The organism is Salmonella sp. 32020114201800008SM (genome assembly GCF_017572025.1).
Taxonomy (GTDB): domain Bacteria; phylum Pseudomonadota; class Gammaproteobacteria; order Enterobacterales; family Enterobacteriaceae; genus Salmonella; species Salmonella enterica.
This window is the reverse complement of the sequence record NZ_JAGEQM010000001.1, coordinates 1,013,262-1,033,401: the sequence shown is the minus strand read 5'-3', so window position 1 is coordinate 1,033,401 and position 20,140 is coordinate 1,013,262. Positions and strand designations below refer to the sequence as shown.

General features: G+C 48.8%; 19 protein-coding genes and 1 other annotated feature. Of the genes, 10 read left to right on the top strand and 9 right to left on the bottom strand.

From position 1 onward, the window contains the following. The first annotated feature begins 4 nt into the window (after window positions 1-4). The 8 genes from J4613_RS05325 (at window position 5) to wzzB (ending at window position 10,677) form a co-directional block, all read left to right on the top strand. On the top strand, window positions 5-1,093 hold the full coding sequence (locus J4613_RS05325) for a glycosyltransferase (protein WP_272709624.1): 1,089 nt from the start codon (window positions 5-7) through the stop codon (window positions 1,091-1,093). After that, complete coding sequence (locus J4613_RS05320; RefSeq protein ID WP_111742308.1) at window positions 1,090-1,860, top strand: glycosyltransferase family 2 protein; 771 nt, start codon at window positions 1,090-1,092, stop codon at window positions 1,858-1,860. Before J4613_RS05325 ends, J4613_RS05320 begins: the two co-directional genes overlap by 4 nt. 30 nt (window positions 1,861-1,890) lie before the next feature. After that, the gene (gene cpsB, locus J4613_RS05315; protein WP_070800794.1) at window positions 1,891-3,312 is read left to right on the top strand and encodes a mannose-1-phosphate guanyltransferase; all 1,422 of its coding nucleotides are present in this window, start codon (window positions 1,891-1,893) and stop codon (window positions 3,310-3,312) included. Between the two features lie 110 nt (window positions 3,313-3,422). Continuing rightward, entirely contained in the window at window positions 3,423-4,793 is a 1,371-nt protein-coding gene (cpsG, locus tag J4613_RS05310) for a colanic acid biosynthesis phosphomannomutase CpsG (RefSeq protein WP_111742309.1), read from the top strand. A gap of 285 nt (window positions 4,794-5,078) precedes the next feature. Then, entirely contained in the window at window positions 5,079-6,605 is a 1,527-nt protein-coding gene (locus tag J4613_RS05305; protein ID WP_111742310.1) for a hypothetical protein, read from the top strand. Window positions 6,606-6,741: 136 nt separating this feature from the next. Further along, window positions 6,742-8,148 (top strand): NADP-dependent phosphogluconate dehydrogenase, encoded by a 1,407-nt coding sequence (gene gndA, locus J4613_RS05300; RefSeq protein ID WP_000043532.1) that lies wholly within the window; start codon window positions 6,742-6,744, stop codon window positions 8,146-8,148. 236 nt (window positions 8,149-8,384) lie between these two features. After that, entirely contained in the window at window positions 8,385-9,551 is a 1,167-nt protein-coding gene (gene ugd, locus J4613_RS05295; protein WP_000704825.1) for a UDP-glucose 6-dehydrogenase, read from the top strand. 142 nt (window positions 9,552-9,693) lie between these two features. Then, on the top strand, window positions 9,694-10,677 hold the full coding sequence (gene wzzB / locus J4613_RS05290) for an LPS O-antigen chain length determinant protein WzzB (RefSeq protein WP_000215258.1): 984 nt from the start codon (window positions 9,694-9,696) through the stop codon (window positions 10,675-10,677). Between the two features lie 79 nt (window positions 10,678-10,756). Here the strand turns inward: wzzB and hisIE are convergent, their stop codons facing one another. The 9 genes from hisIE to hisL form a co-directional block, all read right to left on the bottom strand. Next, window positions 10,757-11,368 (bottom strand): bifunctional phosphoribosyl-AMP cyclohydrolase/phosphoribosyl-ATP diphosphatase HisIE, encoded by a 612-nt coding sequence (gene hisIE / locus J4613_RS05285; protein ID WP_000954846.1) that lies wholly within the window; start codon window positions 11,366-11,368, stop codon window positions 10,757-10,759. Beyond that, window positions 11,362-12,138: an imidazole glycerol phosphate synthase subunit HisF gene (gene hisF, locus J4613_RS05280; RefSeq protein ID WP_000880125.1), complete on the bottom strand. Its 777-nt coding sequence runs from the start codon at window positions 12,136-12,138 to the stop codon at window positions 11,362-11,364. Before hisF ends, hisIE begins: the two co-directional genes overlap by 7 nt. Then, a complete protein-coding gene (hisA, locus tag J4613_RS05275; protein ID WP_111742311.1) occupies window positions 12,120-12,857 on the bottom strand; it encodes a 1-(5-phosphoribosyl)-5-[(5-phosphoribosylamino)methylideneamino]imidazole-4-carboxamide isomerase in 738 nt (245 codons plus the stop codon). The genes hisF and hisA overlap by 19 nt, the downstream gene beginning before the upstream one ends. After that, window positions 12,857-13,447: an imidazole glycerol phosphate synthase subunit HisH gene (hisH, locus tag J4613_RS05270; protein ID WP_063809125.1), complete on the bottom strand. Its 591-nt coding sequence runs from the start codon at window positions 13,445-13,447 to the stop codon at window positions 12,857-12,859. The genes hisA and hisH overlap by 1 nt, the downstream gene beginning before the upstream one ends. Then, on the bottom strand, window positions 13,447-14,514 hold the full coding sequence (gene hisB / locus J4613_RS05265) for a bifunctional histidinol-phosphatase/imidazoleglycerol-phosphate dehydratase HisB (protein WP_000080044.1): 1,068 nt from the start codon (window positions 14,512-14,514) through the stop codon (window positions 13,447-13,449). Before hisB ends, hisH begins: the two co-directional genes overlap by 1 nt. After that, on the bottom strand, window positions 14,511-15,590 hold the full coding sequence (gene hisC, locus J4613_RS05260; RefSeq protein ID WP_000102715.1) for a histidinol-phosphate transaminase: 1,080 nt from the start codon (window positions 15,588-15,590) through the stop codon (window positions 14,511-14,513). Before hisC ends, hisB begins: the two co-directional genes overlap by 4 nt. Beyond that, a complete protein-coding gene (gene hisD / locus J4613_RS05255; protein WP_208293648.1) occupies window positions 15,587-16,891 on the bottom strand; it encodes a histidinol dehydrogenase in 1,305 nt (434 codons plus the stop codon). The genes hisC and hisD overlap by 4 nt, the downstream gene beginning before the upstream one ends. Window positions 16,892-16,993: 102 nt before the next feature. Then, window positions 16,994-17,893 carry an ATP phosphoribosyltransferase gene (gene hisG, locus J4613_RS05250; protein WP_000886604.1) on the bottom strand — a complete coding sequence of 300 codons (900 nt, stop codon included), beginning with the start codon at window positions 17,891-17,893 and terminating at the stop codon, window positions 16,994-16,996. 46 nt (window positions 17,894-17,939) lie between these two features. Further along, window positions 17,940-18,063: a sequence feature (His leader region), on the bottom strand. Further along, the gene (hisL, locus tag J4613_RS05245; RefSeq protein WP_001364200.1) at window positions 18,039-18,089 is read right to left on the bottom strand and encodes a his operon leader peptide; all 51 of its coding nucleotides are present in this window, start codon (window positions 18,087-18,089) and stop codon (window positions 18,039-18,041) included. (Overlaps the previous feature by 25 nt.) Window positions 18,090-18,251: 162 nt before the next feature. Between hisL and J4613_RS05240 the strand changes: the two genes are divergently transcribed. Further along, window positions 18,252-19,076, top strand: a complete 825-nt coding sequence (locus tag J4613_RS05240; protein WP_000754713.1) for an SDR family oxidoreductase — start codon at window positions 18,252-18,254, stop codon at window positions 19,074-19,076. A 45-nt stretch (window positions 19,077-19,121) separates the two neighbouring features. Next, window positions 19,122-20,036 (top strand): LysR family transcriptional regulator, encoded by a 915-nt coding sequence (locus J4613_RS05235; protein ID WP_000803316.1) that lies wholly within the window; start codon window positions 19,122-19,124, stop codon window positions 20,034-20,036. Window positions 20,037-20,140 lie beyond the last annotated feature (104 nt).

Sequence of the window (20,140 nt, the reverse complement as noted above, 5' to 3'; positions counted from 1 at the left end):
TGAAGTGTCAAAAATTAAAGTAGGAATCCTAATTTCGAGACTCCAGAATCTTGGACCTGTAAATGTAGTTCGTAGTATAGTTAAAAATAGTTCTCGTTTTAATTACACTATTTTTTGTTTAACAGATGATATAAATGAAGAAATTTCACAAGAATTATTAGAGCGTGGCGTTAAGATTATAATGGTTCCGGGTGGCAACCAAGTTAGTAAAATTTATTTTTTAAAAAAATATATAGAAAAAAATCCACATGATGTTTTTCATTCACATGGTATTACAGCGGATGTTTTTATGTTTTTTTTAAACGGCATAAAAATATCAACTATCCATAATAGATTGAATGAGGATTACGTACCGCTTTTTGGTCTCCTCAAAGGCAATTTGTTATATTACGCACATTTGTTGTTATTGAAGAGTTTTACTCATTTAGTTGCATGCTCAGAATCGGTTGCTACAAAACTATACCAATCAAAAATAACAAAAAATGTTTCTGTAATCCAAAATGGAATTGATATTAATAAATTCCATCCCGTTTCGACTGATAAAAAAATCTTACTAAGAAAAAAATATGGTTTCTATGATGTAGAAAATATATACGTATATTGTGGTTCCTTATCTCAAAGAAAGAATGTATCCTACCTTTTAGAACATTTATCTTTAGGTAAGAATGATAGATTTATTATTATTGGTGATGGTCCATTATTTGATTTTTGTAAAAAGAGCCATTTTATAGACAATAGATACATTTTTACAGGAAAAATTGAGTCTCCTTTAGAATACTATCAGTTATCTGATTTTTTTGTTTCAGCTTCTTTATCTGAAGGTCTTCCCTTGGCATTGTTGGAGGCAGTCTCTGCTGGTTGCTTTTTATATGTAAGTGATATTCCCCCTCATAGGGAAGTTGCAAGCTTATTAAAGAATAACTCAATTGAATTTTTTAGTTTGGCCGGAGGGAATAATAAATTGAAACTGCCGTTATATATATCAAAGATATGTGATATAAGTGATGAAATTTATTTCAATATTTCTGATGAAAAAATGGCTGCATTATATGGCGACTTGTACTCTTCCTTATTAATAAGAGATTTAAAATGATATATATATCGATAGTCTCGCATGGGCATTATGAGATTATAAAGAAATTAGGGACATTATCAAATTTAACTAAAAATAGTCTTGTTAAAATTATTATAAAAGATAACTTAGGTGAAAAAGGTTTGGAAGAGTTTTGCTATGTTAATAACATAACTTATTTAAAAAATAGTGTTAAAAAAGGATTTGGTAAAAATAATAATGAAGTATTTAATACCATAGCGCACAATATAAAGACGGATGATTTTTTCGTAGTAATGAATCCTGATGTTTTTATAGATGCTAATGTATTGTTGGAGGCTGTTTATGAATGCGATAAGTCTAATGCATACGTGGCCACAGTTAATTTATATAGAGATTTTGATAAAAAGGAATATGACAATTCCATTAGGAAATTCCCTTGTGTAATGGATTTTATCCATTCCTTTTTATTTGGAAAAAATAAATGTTCAATTGATAAAGCCGGGATAAATGAACCTTTATATGTTGATTGGGCAGCAGGTTCTTTTCTTATATTTAAAGCTGAGTTTTTCTCTAAGCTAAATGGATTTAATGAAAAATACTTTATGTATTGTGAGGATATAGATATATGTTGGCGAGCAAATAAAATTTACAATACTTCGGTTTTGTATTTACCCCAGTATGTTGGTGTTCATTTGGCTCAATTTAATAATCGTAAAATATTATCTCGTCATTTTTTATGGCATATAAAAAGCATTATATTATTTTTAATGTATAAAAACGGCTTCTTAACGATAAATAAAAAATGATAAGATGCTTTAAAGAATATAGGTGTGTATATGATCCCAGTAATTTTAGCTGGTGGGACTGGTAGTCGACTCTGGCCTCTTTCAAGAGAGCTTTTTCCAAAACAATTTTTAAAATTGTCTGGCGAACTAACAATGCTACAAGCTACTTTTGCTCGCCTCAATGACTTAAATTATAAAAACTCTATCGTAATATGCAATGAAGCACATAGATTTATTGTAGCAGAGCAATTAAGAGAAATTGGAAAGCTTTCTAATAATATTATCCTTGAGCCTCATGGGCGTAACACAGCTCCTGCTATTACTCTTGCAGCATTGGCGGTTAAACAACGTTTTCCTGATAAGGACCCTTTGATTTTAATTCTAGCCGCTGACCATATTATTAAGGATGACAGGATTTTCTGTAATCTTATAAAAAAAGCTGCTCCTTTAGCTAATAAGGGCAAATTTGTTACTTTTGGGATAGTTCCCTTTAAACCGGAAACCGGCTATGGCTATATCCGGCGTGGTGATGTCGTGCCGGGCGCGACGGATGCGGTGGCTTTTGAGGTGGCGCAGTTCGTTGAGAAGCCGGGGCTGGAAACCGCTCAGGCCTACGTCGCCAGCGGCGATTACTACTGGAACAGCGGCATGTTTCTGTTCCGCGCCGGCCGCTATCTGGAGGAGCTGAAAAAGTTCCGCCCCGATATTCTGGCCGCCTGTGAACAGGCGATGCGCGGCGTCGATCCGGATCTTGACTTCATTCGTGTGGATGAAGAGGCCTTCCTCGCCTGTCCGGAAGAGTCCATTGACTACGCGGTGATGGAGCGGACGGCGGACGCGGTGGTGATGCCGATGGACGCGGGCTGGAGCGATGTCGGCTCGTGGTCCTCGCTGTGGGAAATCAGCGCCCACACCCCGGAGGGAAACGTCCACCACGGCGACGTCATCAGCCATAAAACGGAAAACAGCTACGTTTACGCCGAATCCGGCCTGGTGACCACCGTCGGCGTGAAGGATCTGGTGGTGGTGCAGACCAAAGACGCCGTGCTGATTGCCGATCGCCACGCGGTGCAGGACGTGAAAAAGGTGGTGGAGAAGATCAAGGCCGACGGACGCCATGAGCACCACATGCACCGTGAGGTTTACCGTCCGTGGGGCAAATACGACTCCATCGACGCGGGCGAGCGCTATCAGGTGAAGCGTATTACCGTCAAGCCGGGGGAAGGACTGTCGGTGCAGATGCACCATCACCGCGCCGAGCACTGGGTGGTGGTGGCGGGGACCGCCAGAGTCACCATCAACGGCGAGGTTAAGCTGCTCGGTGAAAACGAGTCCATCTATATTCCGCTGGGGGCGACTCACTGCCTGGAAAATCCGGGAAAAATACCGCTCGATTTAATTGAAGTGCGTTCCGGCTCGTATCTCGAAGAGGACGACGTGGTGCGGTTCGAGGACCGTTACGGGCGGGTCTGACGCCTGCAATTATGCCCGGTAAGCGCAACGCGCCATCCGGCAATGAATAACAATAACGATGCTGGCCATTTACGGTCAGGGCTAACTGTTGCCTGAAGAAGGGTAAGAACATGACAAAATTAACCTGTTTCAAGGCCTACGACATTCGCGGCAGGCTGGGCGAAGAGCTCAATGAAGATATCGCGTGGCGGATTGGCCGCGCTTACGGCGAATATTTAAAACCGAAAACCATCGTGCTGGGCGGCGACGTGCGCCTGACCAGCGAGGCGCTGAAGCTGGCGCTGGCGAAAGGGTTACAGGACGCGGGCGTCGACGTGCTGGATATCGGTATGTCCGGCACCGAAGAGATTTACTTCGCCACCTTCCACCTCGGCGTGGACGGCGGTATTGAAGTGACCGCCAGCCATAATCCGATGGACTACAACGGTATGAAGCTGGTGCGCGAGGGCGCCCGCCCGATAAGCGGCGACACCGGTCTGCGCGACGTTCAGCGTCTGGCGGAAGCGGGCGACTTCCCGCCGGTGAACGAGGCCGCGCGCGGCAGCTACAGACAAATCAGCCTGCGCGACGCCTACATCGGCCACCTGCTCGGCTATATCAGCGTTAAAAATCTCACCCCGCTGAAGCTGGTGTTTAACGCCGGCAATGGGGCGGCGGGGCCGGTCATTGACGCCATCGAAGTACGCCTGAAGGCGCTGGGCGCGCCGGTGGAGTTCATCAAAATCCACAACACCCCGGACGGCACCTTCCCGAACGGCATTCCCAACCCGTTGCTGCCGGAGTGTCGCGACGACACCCGTAAGGCCGTTATTGAACACGGGGCGGACATGGGCATCGCCTTTGACGGCGACTTCGACCGCTGCTTCCTGTTCGATGAGAAAGGGCAGTTTATCGAGGGGTACTACATCGTCGGGCTGCTGGCGGAAGCGTTTCTGGAAAAACACCCGGGGGCGAAGATTATCCACGACCCGCGCCTGACCTGGAACACGGAGGCAGTGGTGACGGCGGCGGGCGGGACGCCGGTGATGTCAAAAACCGGACATGCCTTTATCAAGGAGCGGATGCGTACGGAGGATGCCATTTATGGCGGGGAAATGAGCGCGCATCACTATTTTCGTGATTTTGCCTACTGCGACAGCGGGATGATCCCGTGGCTGCTGGTGGCGGAGCTGGTGTGCCTGAAGGGGCAGTCGCTGGGTGAGCTGGTCCGCGACCGGATGGCGGCGTTCCCGGCGAGCGGGGAAATCAACAGCAGGCTGGCGGAGCCGGCGGCGGCCATGGCGCGGGTGGAAGCGCACTTTGCGGAAGAGGCGCAGGCGGTGGACCGCACGGACGGCCTCAGCATGTCGTTCCCGGACTGGCGTTTCAACCTGCGCTCGTCAAACACCGAACCGGTGGTGCGCCTGAATGTGGAATCACGCGGCCATATTCCGCTGATGGAAGCGCGAACGAAAGAAATTCTTCAGCTACTCAATTCATAAAAAGCAGCCCTTCTTTATGGAGGGCTAACTTTTCGGATATTCTCTAACCAATTCGTAGTATAAAGCCAATAAATATTAAGTGTGTTTGATTGTTGTTGGTTTCCATTTCTAATAAATATAAGGTTTTCACTATGTTCTTTTCGGACAGTATAAATAATTATTGATATGATTATTTATTTTACCTTCCTGGTAATATTAATTATTATGGGGCTAATAATAATTGATGTAATCCTGTAACTTCCCACGAATATTTATTTACTTTAAGTTTACATCCGGAAAGTAAAAATGCGAACTATAAAAGCGATTAACAACTTTAAAGTTGATTTATTTATTACTTTTTTTCTTATTGCGCTAGGGTTTTATCTTCGAACTATATTTGTCTCTAAGATGGGCGCTGACTTAACAGGTGTGATGTTGTTATTTACACAACTGACTGCTTATTTAAATCTCGCCGAGCTTGGCATAGGGGTGGCTGCAGCAAGCCTTTTATACAAGCCGCTGAGTGAGGGGGATTATGCAAAAATAAAATACTTAACTTTATTGCTGTCTGCAATCTATAGATATATCTCGCTTTTAGTTTTATTGATAGGTATAGTAATTGGCTTTGGTATTTACTTTTTCATCGATTCTGTTAATGCAGTAAGTCACGTTTTTATTTATTGGGCATTTTTTGTAATAAATACATCTTTAACTTATTCTTATGCAAAGCATTCAACTCTATTAACTGCAAATCAGCAATATTCAGTCGTCCGTAAAATACAGGGTGGCGGGAAAATATTAATTATTGCGCTGCAAATATTGCTATTAGTCACCACACATAATTTCTTACTTTATTTGCTCGTTGAAACTATTGGTGTGATAGTACAGTATTTTATATTTAAAAATATTATTAATAACGACATCTATTTTAAGGTAGTTCCACAATCTATTAGCGATGATGAAAAAACAATATTAAAAAATGAATTAAAAATAAAAATAAAAAACATGTTTTTTCATAAGATTGGTGGTGTATTAGTTTTAAATACTGATTATTTGCTAGTTTCAAAATTTCTTAATTTAAGCTACGTCACGATTTATGGAAGTTATATGATGGTCTTCCAGGTTGTGACTGTGCTTATGTCCAGTTTTGTTAATGCTATTACAGCTAGTGTGGGTAATTTTTTAATCAATCAAAATGATGATGAAGTTACCAGTATTGCAAAACAATTTAACACAGTATTTATAGCATTGGCTACCTTCATTTCTTTGAATATGTATTTTTTGGTTAATGACTTTATTACCAACTGGATAGGCGAAAAATTCATACTAGGTAATGGTATTGTTATATTAATGCTTGTTAATGTATTTATAAGTGTCATTAGGATTCCTTGTGATATTTTTAAAAACGCAACTGGCTTTTTTGGGGACGTATATTATCCTTTGCTTGAGGGGGGGAGTAATTTATTTTTTTCCGCGCTCTTAGCTTTTTATATTGGTCTTCCTGGTATTATTATAGGCACGATTATATCCAATGTATTAATTACATTAATTGCAAAGCCATTATATCTATATGGTAAAATGTTTGGTAGATTTAATGCATTAAAAAAGTACTTGTCCTTTGTACTGAAACCTTTAATATTCTCATTTGTTATTTTTGCTGTTTTTTATTTTGCAAGGGAACAAATAATTTTCTTTAAAGCTTCCAACTGGTTTGACTTTATGAGTAAGCTTACTATTGTATCACTGGTAAGTATGATTATAGTTTTTGCGGTTTTTTATGCAGATGCTAACTTTAGGTCTTTTGTTAAAAGAATTTTACGCGTGGTATTTTAAGTTAACTAGGCGGGAAAATATCCGCCGAACCATAATGTGCTATTAATGGACAAGTATTTAATATGCTTTACGCTGTAAAATTTGTAGCACATAATGGTGAAATATATATAACTTCCACACCTGACAGGAGTATGTAATGTCCAAGCAACAGATCGGCGTCGTCGGTATGGCAGTGATGGGGCGCAACCTCGCGCTCAACATCGAAAGCCGTGGTTATACCGTCTCCGTTTTCAACCGCTCCCGTGAAAAGACCGAAGAAGTGATTGCCGAGAATCCCGGCAAAAAGCTGGTGCCTTATTACACGGTGAAAGAGTTTGTTGAATCCCTCGAAACGCCTCGTCGTATCCTGTTAATGGTGAAAGCGGGCGCAGGTACCGATGCAGCTATCGATTCGCTGAAACCGTATCTGGAAAAAGGCGATATCATTATTGATGGCGGTAACACCTTCTTCCAGGACACAATCCGTCGCAATCGCGAGCTGTCTGCGGAAGGTTTTAACTTTATCGGTACCGGTGTTTCCGGTGGTGAAGAGGGCGCGCTGAAAGGGCCATCTATCATGCCTGGCGGTCAGAAAGATGCCTATGAACTGGTGGCGCCGATCCTGACGAAGATTGCTGCTGTGGCAGAAGATGGCGAACCGTGCGTGACCTATATCGGCGCCGATGGTGCGGGTCACTACGTCAAGATGGTCCACAATGGTATTGAATATGGCGATATGCAGCTTATCGCTGAAGCTTACTCCCTGCTGAAAGGCGGCCTGAACCTCAGCAATGAAGAGTTGGCGAACACTTTTACTGAGTGGAATAACGGCGAGCTGAGCAGTTATCTGATCGACATCACTAAAGACATCTTCACTAAAAAAGATGAAGACGGAAACTACCTGGTGGATGTCATTCTTGATGAAGCCGCCAACAAAGGGACTGGTAAATGGACCAGCCAGAGCGCGCTGGATCTGGGCGAACCGCTGTCGCTGATTACCGAATCTGTCTTTGCGCGTTACATCTCTTCGTTGAAAGCACAACGTGTTGCCGCATCTAAAGTGCTCTCCGGGCCGAAAGCGCAACCGGCAGGCGACAAAGCGGAATTTATCGAGAAAGTGCGTCGCGCGCTGTATCTTGGCAAGATCGTCTCCTATGCGCAGGGCTTCTCGCAGCTACGCGCCGCGTCTGATGAATATCACTGGGATCTTAACTACGGCGAGATTGCTAAGATCTTCCGTGCGGGCTGTATCATTCGCGCTCAGTTCCTGCAGAAAATCACCGATGCTTACGCAGAAAACGCTGGTATTGCCAATTTGCTGTTAGCGCCTTACTTCAAGAAAATTGCTGATGAGTACCAGCAGGCGCTGCGTGATGTTGTGGCTTACGCGGTGCAGAACGGCATTCCGGTGCCGACATTCTCTGCGGCAGTGGCCTACTATGACAGCTATCGCGCCGCAGTACTGCCAGCTAACTTAATTCAGGCGCAGCGTGACTACTTTGGTGCGCACACCTATAAACGTACTGATAAAGAAGGCATTTTCCATACCGAATGGTTGGAATAATTTCTGCAAAAATGTTTAAGCCCGGTTTAATACCGGGCTTTTTTTTATCTCTATTCTTATTGATTTATCGCTTTTGCTTAATATTAACTTAATAATCTGTGTTTATCGTAATGAAGATAATCTGAATTGTTTTCGTCTGCGTTGCACTTTATATACTCAGGCGTTAAAACTTTAATATCTTATCAGGATGCGAAATACATCATGATTCATAATTAAGTTAATTCTGAGAGCGAATAATGAAAATCACGATATCCGGGACGGGTTATGTTGGCTTGTCTAATGGTTTGCTTATTGCACAACATCATGATGTGGTGGCGTTAGACATTGTTCCTTCCCGTGTTGAACTGTTAAATGATCGGATATCTCCGATTGTTGATAAAGAAATTCAGCAATTTTTAAAGGAAGATAACATCAGATTCAGGGCAACGCTGGATAAGTTTGATGCGTACCAGAATGCAGATTACGTCATCATTGCTACGCCTACGGATTACGATCCCAAAACCAACTATTTTAATACGTCCAGTGTGGAATCGGTCATTCAGGATGTGATCAGCATCAACCCCGCAGCCGTGATGATTATTAAGTCTACGGTGCCGGTTGGCTTCACGGCGGCAATGCGTCAGAAGTTTGCGACAGAAAATATCATTTTCTCTCCGGAGTTTTTACGTGAAGGTAAAGCCCTTTACGATAACCTTTATCCCTCCCGTATCGTGATTGGGGAACAGTCTGAGCGCGCCAGAGAATTTGCCGCATTACTCCAGGAAGGCGCTATTAAACAGGAGATTCCAACGCTGTTTACGGACTCCACTGAGGCGGAAGCTATTAAACTTTTCGCCAATACTTATCTCGCTATGCGAGTCGCTTATTTTAATGAATTAGACAGCTATGCTGAAACGTTAGGATTAAATACCCGACAAATTATTGAAGGGGTGTGCCTCGACCCGCGTATTGGCAATCATTATAATAATCCCTCTTTTGGTTATGGCGGATATTGTTTGCCAAAAGATACCAAACAGTTGCTGGCCAATTATCAGTCGGTGCCTAATAATATTATCTCCGCTATCGTTGAAGCAAACCGTACGCGTAAAGATTTTATTGCCGACGCTATCCTCGCCAGAAAGCCTAAAGTGGTGGGCATTTATCGCCTGATTATGAAGAGTGGCTCCGATAACTTCCGCGCCTCATCGATTCAGGGGATTATGAAGCGCATTAAAGCGAAAGGCGTAGAGGTCATCATCTATGAGCCGGTAATGGAAGAAGATACTTTCTTTAACTCACGTCTTGAACGTGATTTGCACTGCTTTAAACAGCAGGCGGATGTCATTATTTCCAACAGGATGGCGGCAGAGCTTTTGGATGTCGCTGAAAAAGTGTATACCCGCGATCTTTTCGGTAGTGATTAATAAGGCAATCGGGGCTGATGAGTCCCGATGATTTATTGACCAAATGGAAATAATGTCTGATTTTTATCATTAATCCTATGGCATATATTTGCTTTATGGCTACACTGTCTCCAGCTTCATCCTTTTTTTAGTTAGGGTATCTATGACAGTGGATAGTAATACGTCTTCCGGGCGTGGGAACGATCCGGAACAGATTGATTTGATTGAGTTATTGCTACAGTTATGGCGTGGGAAGATGACCATTATTGTAGCCGTTATTATCGCCATTTTGCTGGCTGTAGGCTACCTGATGATAGCCAAAGAAAAATGGACATCCACGGCGATTATTACCCAACCTGATGCCGCGCAGGTTGCCACCTATACCAACGCGCTCAACGTCTTGTATGGTGGGAATGCCCCCAAAATCTCTGAAGTGCAGGCGAATTTTATAAGCCGCTTTAGCTCTGCGTTTTCCGCATTATCGGAAGTGCTGGATAATCAGAAAGAGCGGGAAAAGCTTACCATTGAACAGTCGGTAAAAGGGCAGGCGCTGCCACTCTCGGTTTCTTATGTGAGTACTACCGCTGAAGGGGCGCAGCGTCGGCTGGCGGAATATATCCAACAGGTGGATGAAGAGGTCGCTAAGGAACTGGAAGTTGACCTGAAAGATAACATCACGCTGCAAACCAAAACGTTGCAGGAGTCCCTTGAGACGCAGGAAGTTGTGGCGCAGGAGCAAAAAGATCTGCGTATTAAGCAAATCGAAGAAGCGTTGCGCTATGCGGATGAGGCCAAAATCACGCAGCCGCAGATTCAGCAAACCCAGGATGTTACCCAGGACACGATGTTCCTGCTGGGGAGCGATGCGCTAAAATCGATGATACAGAACGAAGCGACGCGTCCACTGGTCTTTTCTCCGGCCTATTTCCAGACGAAGCAGACACTGCTGGACATTAAAAATCTGAAAGTGACTGCCGATACGGTGCACGTCTATCGTTATGTGATGAAGCCGACGCTGCCGGTCCGTCGCGATAGCCCGAAAAAAGCCATTACCCTTGTGCTGGCTGTATTGCTGGGTGGGATGATCGGTGCCGGGATTGTGCTGGGACGCAATGCGCTACGTAGCTATAAGCCAAAAGCCTTGTAAGCTTCTTTGCCGGATGGTAGTCGGCTACGACAGGTAAAATTTCTCATTAAAAAACCGGGCATTGCCCGGTTTATTACGCTTATTGATGACGCTTACGAAGATTGTCGATCACGGTGGTGAGGTTGAGATCCTGATCCTGCAACAGCACCAGCAGGTGGTACATCAAATCAGACGCTTCATTGGTTAATTCAAAACGATCATTGACGGTGGCCGCCAGCGCGGTTTCTACACCTTCTTCGCCAACTTTTTGCGCAATACGTTTAGTACCGCTGGCGTACAGTTTCGCCGTGTAAGAGCTGGCCGGATCGGCGGTTTTGCGCTCTGCCAGTAGCTGCTCCAGTTGATACAGGAATAACCACTGATGGCTGGCGTCGCCAAAGCAGCTACTGGTACCTTTGTGGCAGGTCGGCCCGACAGGGTTTGCCAGCACCAGCAGTGTATCGTTGTCGCAATCCGGCGCAATGCTGACGACATTCAGCACATGGCCTGAGGTTTCGCCTTTGGTCCATAAACGCTGTTTCGTGCGTGAGAAGAACGTGACATGGCCGGATTCAATGGTTTTGTCCAGCGCTTGTGGGTTCATATAGCCCAGCATCAATACTTCGCCGGATACCGCATGTTGCACGATGGCTGGCATCAGGCCATCGGTTTTTTCCCAGTCCAGCTCGCGGCGTTGTTGCTCTGTTAACATATCCTGATCTCCACGCCCTGGCCTGCCAGGTACGCTTTTAATTCGCCAATATTGATGATTTGCTTGTGAAAAACGGAGGCGGCAAGCGCGCCGTCGACATCGGCATCACGGAATGCCTCAAGAAAGTGTTCCATCGTGCCCGCGCCGCCGGAGGCGATCAGCGGCACGCGGCAAACGTCACGGACTTTTTTCAACTGCGTCAGATCATAACCGTTACGCACGCCGTCCTGGTTCATCATATTCAGGACGATTTCCCCCGCGCCGCGCTGTTGTACCTCTTGCACCCAATCCAGCGTCTCCCACTGCGTCACGCGGGTACGGTTTTCATCGCCGGTATACTGGTTAACATGATATTTCCCCGTGGCGTCGTCAAACCAGGTATCAATCCCGACGACAATGCACTGTACGCCAAAACGGTCAGCCAGACGGGTAATCAGCGTTGGGTCAGCCAGTGCAGGGGAGTTGATAGAGATCTTATCCGCCCCGAAAGAGAGAATTTTGGCGGCGTCGTCAATTGACCGGATACCGCCCGCTACACAAAACGGAATGTCGATCACCTCGGCAACGCGCGCCACCCAGCTTTTATCGACTACGCGACCATCGCTGGAGGCGGTAATGTCATAGAACACCAGTTCGTCCGCGCCTTCGTCGGCATAGCGTTTGGCCAGCGGAACGATATCGCCAATGATCTCATGGTTGCGAAACTGTACGCCTTTCACCACCTGACCATCACGAACATCCAGACACGGAATTATACGTTTTGCCAGCATTGGATGGCCTCCTTAACGGTAAATTTCCCTTCTAACAGAGCGCGTCCGACAATCACGCCGCGCACGCCGGTGCCGCGCAGGGCGGCAATATCATCGATATCGCCAATACCGCCGGAGGACTGAAAGGCGATCTGCGGATATCTGGCGCATACTTCTTCATACAGTGACACGTTAGAGCCCGCCAGCGTGCCGTCGCGAGAAATATCGGTACACAGTACATGTTTCAGGCCGACGGGGAGATAGGTTTCCACCAGTTGTTCCAGCGAGACGCCGGAATTTTCCTGCCAGCCGCTAACCGCCACCTGCTTGTTGCCGTGTTCGTCTATACGAACGTCCAGCGCCAGCACCAGCGCCTGCGCGCCAAAACGTTCAAACCAGCCTTTCACCACGTCAGGGGATTTCACCGCCGTTGAACCGATGACCACACGGGCAACGCCAGCTTTCAGTAATGCCGCAACGTCTTCTTCGGTACGCACGCCGCCGCCGACCTGAACAGGCACGTTCACGCCCGCGACCAGGGTTTTAATCAGCGGTATCTGTCGCTTAGCCGGATCTTTAGCGCCGGTCAGATCTACCAGATGCAGCACCCCGGCGCCCTGGGCGACGTAATCCTGCAAACGGGGCAGGGGATCGTTACCGTAATCCCGCTGCCGGGCGTAGTCGCCCTGGTGTAGACGCACCACGGTGCCGTCAATTAAATCTAATGCCGGAATAATCATTACATCTCCAGGAAGTTTTTCAGCAACTGTGCGCCCGCCGCGCCCGAACGTTCCGGGTGGAACTGTACGCCGAAGAAATTATCTTTCTGTATCGCCGCGGTAAACGGCTCGCCGTAATTGCACTGGGCGATAGTCCACGGGTTGACCGGCATCGCGTAGCTGTGAACAAAGTAAAAATAGGCGCCATCTTCAATGCCCTGAAACAGCCGGTTGCCCGCCTGCGGATACACGCGATTCCAGCCCATGTGCGGCAGCGGCAGACCAAAGTCGGTCATTTTCGGCACGTCTTGTTCGATAATGTTCAGCAGATCCACGCCGCGCGTCTCTTCGCTGCGACGACCCAGCAGTTGCATCCCTAAGCAGATACCCAGTACCGGCTGAGTACACGCTTTAATTAAGTCGATCAGTTCACGTTCGCGCAGTTGATCCATAGCGGCCTGCGCCGTGCCGACGCCGGGCAGAAAGAGTTTGTCAGCGCGTAATACGATTTCCGCTTCGCGGCTGACCACCGGGGTGTAACCGTGGCGCGCCACGGCGGATTTTACCGAGCTTAAATTGGCGCAGCCGGTGTCAAGGATGACGACGTTCATCACAGCACTCCTTTCGAGGACGGTAATGTATCGCCCTCCACGCGAATAGCCTGGCGTAGCGTCCGACCAAAGGCTTTAAACAAACTTTCGACACGGTGGTGATCGTTCTTACCTTTAGTCTTGAGATGCAGAGTGACGCCCATCGTGTAAGAGAGTGAGCGGAAAAAGTGTTCAATCATCTCTGTGCTCAAATCGCCCACACGCTGGTAGGTAAATTCAGCTTTATATTCCAGATGCGGACGACCGGAAATATCCAGCGCGCAGCGCGCCAGACATTCATCCATCGGTAGTACAAAGCCAAAACGGCAGATACCGCGCTTGTCGCCGAGTGCCAGTTTTAATGCCTCACCGAGCGCCAGTCCGGTATCTTCTACCGTGTGGTGATCGTCGATATAGAGATCGCCCTTAACGGTAATCTCCATGCGAAAGCCGCCGTGGGTGGCGATTTGATCGAGCATATGGTCAAAGAAGCCGACGCCGGTATTAATCTTGCTGTTGCCTTCGCGATCCAGCCAGACGCTGACATCAATCTGTGTTTCTTTGGTGTTGCGGACCACATGCGCATAACGATCGCGTTTCGTTAGCTGTTCGCCAATCATCGTCCAGTTCAGCGTTTCACGGTGATAGCGTAAACCAGTAATGCCCATGTTATCAGCGAGCTGGATATCGGTCGCACGATCGCCAATCACATAGCTGTTGGCGCTATCCATCGCTTGTTCCGCAAGATAACGCTCCACCAGCTTCACTTTGGGCTTGCGGCAGTCGCAGTCGTCTGCGGGCAGGTGAGGGCAGATCAGCACCTCATCAAAGCATACGCCCTGAGAGGTGAAAATCTGCATCATCAGGTTGTGCGGTCCGTCGAAGTCCGCCTGCGGGAAGCTTTGCGTGCCAAGTCCATCCTGGTTAGTGATCATCACCAGCTTAAAACCGGCTTTTTGCAGCTTCAGCAATACGGGAATCACCTCTGGCTCAAAGGCCAGTTTATCAAAGCGGTCTACCTGAAAATCGCTCGGCGGTTCGGAAATTAAGGTTCCGTCCCGGTCGATGAAAAGATACTTCTGACTCATACTGGCTCCGCACGTAAGGCGTCAATGACGCGCTGGTTTTCCTGGCGGGTGCCGACCGTAATCCGCAGGCAGCCGCTTAAAGAAGGTTGTTTATTCTGATCGCGTAAGATAATGCCCTGATCCCATAAGGATTTAAACACGCTGCTGGAGGCGGTAAACCGCGCCAGAATATAGTTGGTTTCAGAGTCAAAGACGTGTTCTACGCAGGCGGTCTGTTGCAGGGCATTCACCAGATACTGACGTTCCTGCACTGTCTGCGCCACGCGATCGCGCATTGCGTTTATTCCCTGCGGGCTCAGCGCCTGGGCGGCGATATCCGCCACTGGCGTAGAAAGCGGATAAGGGGCGATCACTTTTAACAGCAGGTTGATCACCTCTTCATTAGCCAGTGTAAAGCCGCAGCGCAGACCCGCCAGCGCAAAAGCTTTCGACAATGTGCGCAGGATAACCAGATGAGGATATTCAACCAGCCAGCCTGTCAGCGTGGCCTGCGGGCAAAACTCAATATAAGCTTCGTCGGCGACGACTATCGCTTTACCGCGTGTCAACTCCAGCAGCGTGCGCAGATCCTGCGGGTTGATAAGTTGTCCGGTAGGATTATTGGGGCTACAAACGAACACCACTTTTGTGCCGTCAAGGTTGTCGGAAATCCCCTGTAGATCCAGCTGCCAGTTTTCAAGCGCGGGAACCGTCCGGCGCTCTACGCCAATGGTTTCGGCGCTGACGCTGTACATACCGTAAGTGGGCGGACAGTAGAGAATGGCGTCTTTCCCCGGTTCACAGAAGGCGCGGATCACCAGCTCGATCCCTTCATCCGCGCCGCGGCTGACCAGCACCTGCTCCGGCTTTACGCCAGCATATTGCGCGTAGTTTTCAATCACGGCCTTTGGCTGGCATTCCGGGTAGCGGTTAAGCGTTTGTTGGGTGAGCTGAAACTCCACCGCTGTCGGGAATTCATTCGCGTTCAGCCAGACATCGCCGTTACCGCCCAGACGGCGGGCGGACTGATACGGTACCAGGTTGCGGACATTTTCACGGGCTAAGTCAGCGACGCTGAGAGTGTTTTCAGTGCTCATGCTTGCTCCTTGAGGGCGTTTACGCGCAGGGTCACGGCATTTTTATGGGCGGTCAGACGTTCTGCCGCCGCCAATGTTTCAATGGTTGATGCCAGAGCGGAAAAGCCCGCTTTCGACAGTTCCTGAACGGTCATCCGTTTCTGGAAATCCGCTAACCCAAGGCTGGAACAGGTAGCAGTATAGCCATAGGTCGGTAAGACATGGTTGGTTCCGGAAGCGTAATCACCGGCGGATTCCGGCGACCAGTCGCCGAGAAATACCGAGCCTGCGCTGGTAATCGCATCTACCAAATCGCGCGCATTGCGCGTCTGGATGATTAAGTGTTCCGGACCATACTGATTAGAGATGGCGACGCACTGCACTAAATCTTTGGTCACAATCAGACGACTGGCGCTCAGGGCCTGCCGGGCGGTGTCCGCGCGCGGCAGTTCCGCCAGTTGACGTTCTACCGCCTCCGCCACCTTGCGGGCAATGTCAGCATCAGGCGTCAGCAGGATCACCTGCGAATCCGGACCGTGCTCAGCCTGGGAGAGCAGGTCAGACGCGACGAAATCCGGTGTTGCGCCGCTGTCGGCGATCACCAGTACTTCAGACGGCCCGGCTGGCATATCGATAGCCGCGCCGTCGAGGCGCTGGCTGACCTGACGCTTGGCTTCGGTTACAAAGGCGTTGCCGGGACCAAAAATTTTATCCACTTTCGGTACGGACTCGCTGCCGAAGGCCAGAGCGGCAATCGCCTGCGCGCCGCCGACGTTAAAGATTTCCTGCACGCCACACAGTTGCGCCGCATAGAGGATTTCATCAGCGATGGGCGGCGGCGAGCACAGAACCACGTTCTGACATCCCGCAATGCGTGCTGGTGTTGCCAGCATCAGCACCGTTGAGAAGAGCGGAGCCGAGCCGCCGGGAATATACAGACCGACAGACGCGACGGGACGCGTAACCTGCTGGCAACGCACGCCTGGCTGGGTTTCCACATCTACAGGCGGTAGCGTCTGCGCGGAATGGAACGTTTCAATATTTTTGACGGCAGCGGCCATCGCCTGTTTTAATTCGTCGGTCAGACGCGCGCCGGCGGCGGCGATCTCTTCAGGGGTGACGCGTAGCGCTGTCACTTCTGTTTTATCAAATTTAGCGCTGTATTCACGCAGGGCATCGTCACCGCGCGTTTTTACATTATCCAGAATATCGCTGACCGTCCGGGTAATACTGTCAGAGGCGGAAATCGCCGGACGCGTCAGCAGCGCACGCTGCTGTTCAGGGCTACAGCTGTTCCAGTCAATCAGGGTATTGAAACTCATGGTCTTTACTCCATCACAGGGTTCCGCCTTATCTGGCCTACAGAACCCAAAATATCAACGCATTACGTAGGCCTGATAAGCGCAGCGCCATCAGGCGTCAGATCACTCCATCATCTTCTCGATCGGCAGTACCAGAATCGAGCTGGCGCCAAGCGCTTTCAGTTTCTCCATGGTTTCCCAGAACAGCGTTTCGCTGCTGACCATGTGCATCGCCACGCGCTGTTGCTCGCCCGCCAGCGGCAGAATTGTCGGCCTTTCAGCGCCTGGCAGCAGGGCGATAACCTCTTCCAGGCGTTCACTTGGCGCGTGCATCATGATGTATTTCGATTCGCGCGCCTGAATCACGCCCTGAATACGGGTCAGCAATTTATCGATCAGCTGCTGCTTGCTCTGTGCCATCTCACCGTCGCGCTGAATCAGACAGGCTTTAGAGCGGTAGATAACTTCGACTTCACGCAGGCCGTTAGCTTCAAGCGTCGCGCCGGTAGAGACCAAATCGCAGATAGCGTCGGCCAGCCCTGCGCGCGGCGCGACTTCGACAGAACCATTTAACAGACACGATTTAAAAGAGACGCCTTTCTGGTCGAGGTAGCGTTTGAGGAGGTGCGGATAAGAGGTAGCGATACGTTTACCGTCCAGCGCCGCCGGGCCGTCCCAGGCTTCGTCAACCGGCGTTGCCAGTGATAAACGGCAGCCGCCGAAGTCAAGACGGCGCAGGGTTAAATAGCGTGGATCTTCGCCCTGCGCGCGGCGGTTGAGTAGCTCTTCTTCCAGCACGTTTTCGCCGATAATGCCGAGATCGACCACGCCATCCATCACCAGACCCGGAATGTCATCATCACGCACGCGCAGGATATCAATCGGCATGTTTTCCGCCATCGCAATCAGGCGCTGAGTGTGTAAATTAATTTTTATGCCGCAGCGGGCCAGCAATTCTCGTGAATCATCGCTTAAACGGCCTGATTTCTGAATAGCTATGCGTAAGCGGGTGTTGTCTAACATTCTGCGTTCCTCTTTATCCTGTCTGAACCGGTCTGTATCGCGCGCCAAAAAAAAGCCCCCGGAAGATGATCTTCCGGGGGCTTTCTCATGCGTTCATGCACCACTGGAAGATCTGAATGTCTTCCAGCACACATCGCCTGAAAGACTAGTCAGGATGATGGTGATGATGGTGGTGTTTAAATTGAACGCGTGTCATAAAAATTCCGATGAATGCTTATTCATTTGATACCTTTTAACCTAAACCACTTTTACGCCTTAAAGCAAGCGCTTTTTTCATTTCGCATTTATAGTATGAATTGTCAGTCACGGCGGGCTGGCGTAGCCTTATGTATAAGGCGTTAAAGTCAGGAGAAAATGGATGAAAAAGGTCGCAATTGTCGGTTTAGGTTGGTTAGGCATGCCGCTGGCAATGTCGCTGGCAGCGAGAGGCTGGCAGGTTACCGGCAGCAAAACCACCCTTGACGGGGTGGAAGCGGCCCGTATGAGTGGAATTGAAAGCTATCCGCTGCGTCTGGAGCCGGAGCTGGTCTGTGAGGCGGACGATCTTGACGCTCTGCTGGATGTCGATGCGCTGGTGATAACACTGCCCGCGCGCCGTAGCGGTCCAGGAGAGGATTTTTATCTGCAGGCGATGCAGGAGCTGGTCGACAGCGCGCTGGCTTATCGTATCCCGCGTATTATTTTTACCAGTTCGACGTCTGTTTACGGCGATGCGCAAGGCGTGGTGAAAGAGAATACGCCGCGTAATCCGGTCACGGCCAGCGGGCGTACCCTGAAGGAACTGGAAGATTGGCTGCATAATCTGCCGGGCACGTCAGTAGATATTCTGCGGCTGGCGGGGTTGGTCGGGCCTGGACGCCATCCCGGTCGTTTCTTTGCCGGAAAAACCGCGCCGGATGGTCAACACGGGGTCAATCTGGTGCATCTTGAAGACGTGGTTGGCGCAATTACCCTCTTGCTACAGGCGCCAAAAGGGGGGCACATCTATAATATATGTGCGCCGGCGCATCCAGCCCGCAACGTGTTTTATCCGCAAATGACGCGCTTGCTGGGAATGGCGCCGCCGCATTTTCGTAACGCACCGGACAACGGCAAAGGGAAGATTATCGACGGTAGCCGGATTTGTAATGAGCTGGGATTTGAATATCAATATCCCGATCCGCTGGTGATGCCGATGGAGTGAGTCGCTGTCCAGCAGGTGGTCGCCATATAGCGCAAGGGGACGAGTATGAAACCACTGCTGGACGTTCTGATTATTCTTGATGCGTTAGAAAAAGAAGGCAGCTTCGCGGCGGCGTCGGCAAAATTATTTAAAACGCCGTCCGCCCTCAGTTATACCGTTCATAAGCTGGAAAACGATCTTAATATCCAATTGCTCGACCGTAGCGGGCATCGCGCGCGATTTACGCGAACCGGTAAGATGCTACTGGAAAAAGGCCGTGAAGTGCTGCACACCGTTCGCGAGCTGGAAAAGCAGGCGATTAAACTGCATGAAGGCTGGGAGAACGAACTGGTCATCGGTGTGGATGATACCTTTCCCTTTTCTCTTTTGGCCCCGCTTATCGACGCTTTTTATCAACGCCACAGCGTGACGCGCCTTAAATTTGTCAATGGCGTTCTCGGCGGTTCATGGGAGACGCTGACGCAGGGAAGGGCGGATATCATCGTTGGCGCCATGCGCGCGCCGCCGCCTGACACCGGCTTTGGCTTTGCAAGACTGGGCGATCTTGAACTGGTGTTTGCTGTCGCTCCGCATCATCCGCTGGTTCATGAAGAGGAACCGCTTAGCCGCCAGACGATCAAACGTTTTCGCGCGATTGTGGTTGGCGATAGCGTCCATTCCTCGCGATCAATAGGGTCTGAACTGCTCGACGCTCAGGAAGCGATTACCGTGTTTGATTTTAAAACCAAGCTGGAGCTGCAAATTAGTGGCCTGGGATGCGGCTATTTACCGCGTTATCTGGCGCAGCGATTTTTGGAAAGCGGCGCGCTTATAGAGAAGAAAGTTGTGGCGCAAATCGTCTATGAACCGGTGTGGGTTGGCTGGAATGAACAGACCGCCGGGCTGGCCAGCGGCTGGTGGCGGGATGAAATTTTAGCAAATAATGCTATTGCTGGGGTGTATGCAAAATCGCCGGTTTAAAAATCAATCGCTTATGAAAAATAATTTTTTGAACGCGCTCGCATTCTCTTGTCATTTCACTTCAATTTAGGGCAGAATACGCCGCTTGCAAAAAATGACACTAA

What these genes read in the sequence shown, in the direction of transcription:
- J4613_RS05320 (WP_111742308.1), top strand. Translation starts at nt 1,090, where the DNA reads ATGATATATATATCGATAGTCTCGCATGGGCATTATGAGATTATAAAG.
- cpsB (WP_070800794.1), top strand. Translation starts at nt 1,891, where the DNA reads ATGATCCCAGTAATTTTAGCTGGTGGGACTGGTAGTCGACTCTGGCCT.
- cpsG (WP_111742309.1), top strand. Translation starts at nt 3,423, where the DNA reads ATGACAAAATTAACCTGTTTCAAGGCCTACGACATTCGCGGCAGGCTG.
- J4613_RS05305 (WP_111742310.1), top strand. Translation starts at nt 5,079, where the DNA reads ATGCGAACTATAAAAGCGATTAACAACTTTAAAGTTGATTTATTTATT.
- gndA (WP_000043532.1), top strand. Translation starts at nt 6,742, where the DNA reads ATGTCCAAGCAACAGATCGGCGTCGTCGGTATGGCAGTGATGGGGCGC.
- ugd (WP_000704825.1), top strand. Translation starts at nt 8,385, where the DNA reads ATGAAAATCACGATATCCGGGACGGGTTATGTTGGCTTGTCTAATGGT.
- wzzB (WP_000215258.1), top strand. Translation starts at nt 9,694, where the DNA reads ATGACAGTGGATAGTAATACGTCTTCCGGGCGTGGGAACGATCCGGAA.
- hisIE (WP_000954846.1), bottom strand. Translation starts at nt 11,368, where the DNA reads ATGTTAACAGAGCAACAACGCCGCGAGCTGGACTGGGAAAAAACCGAT.
- hisF (WP_000880125.1), bottom strand. Translation starts at nt 12,138, where the DNA reads ATGCTGGCAAAACGTATAATTCCGTGTCTGGATGTTCGTGATGGTCAG.
- hisA (WP_111742311.1), bottom strand. Translation starts at nt 12,857, where the DNA reads ATGATTATTCCGGCATTAGATTTAATTGACGGCACCGTGGTGCGTCTA.
- hisH (WP_063809125.1), bottom strand. Translation starts at nt 13,447, where the DNA reads ATGAACGTCGTCATCCTTGACACCGGCTGCGCCAATTTAAGCTCGGTA.
- hisB (WP_000080044.1), bottom strand. Translation starts at nt 14,514, where the DNA reads ATGAGTCAGAAGTATCTTTTCATCGACCGGGACGGAACCTTAATTTCC.
- hisC (WP_000102715.1), bottom strand. Translation starts at nt 15,590, where the DNA reads ATGAGCACTGAAAACACTCTCAGCGTCGCTGACTTAGCCCGTGAAAAT.
- hisD (WP_208293648.1), bottom strand. Translation starts at nt 16,891, where the DNA reads ATGAGTTTCAATACCCTGATTGACTGGAACAGCTGTAGCCCTGAACAG.
- hisG (WP_000886604.1), bottom strand. Translation starts at nt 17,893, where the DNA reads ATGTTAGACAACACCCGCTTACGCATAGCTATTCAGAAATCAGGCCGT.
- J4613_RS05240 (WP_000754713.1), top strand. Translation starts at nt 18,252, where the DNA reads ATGAAAAAGGTCGCAATTGTCGGTTTAGGTTGGTTAGGCATGCCGCTG.
- J4613_RS05235 (WP_000803316.1), top strand. Translation starts at nt 19,122, where the DNA reads ATGAAACCACTGCTGGACGTTCTGATTATTCTTGATGCGTTAGAAAAA.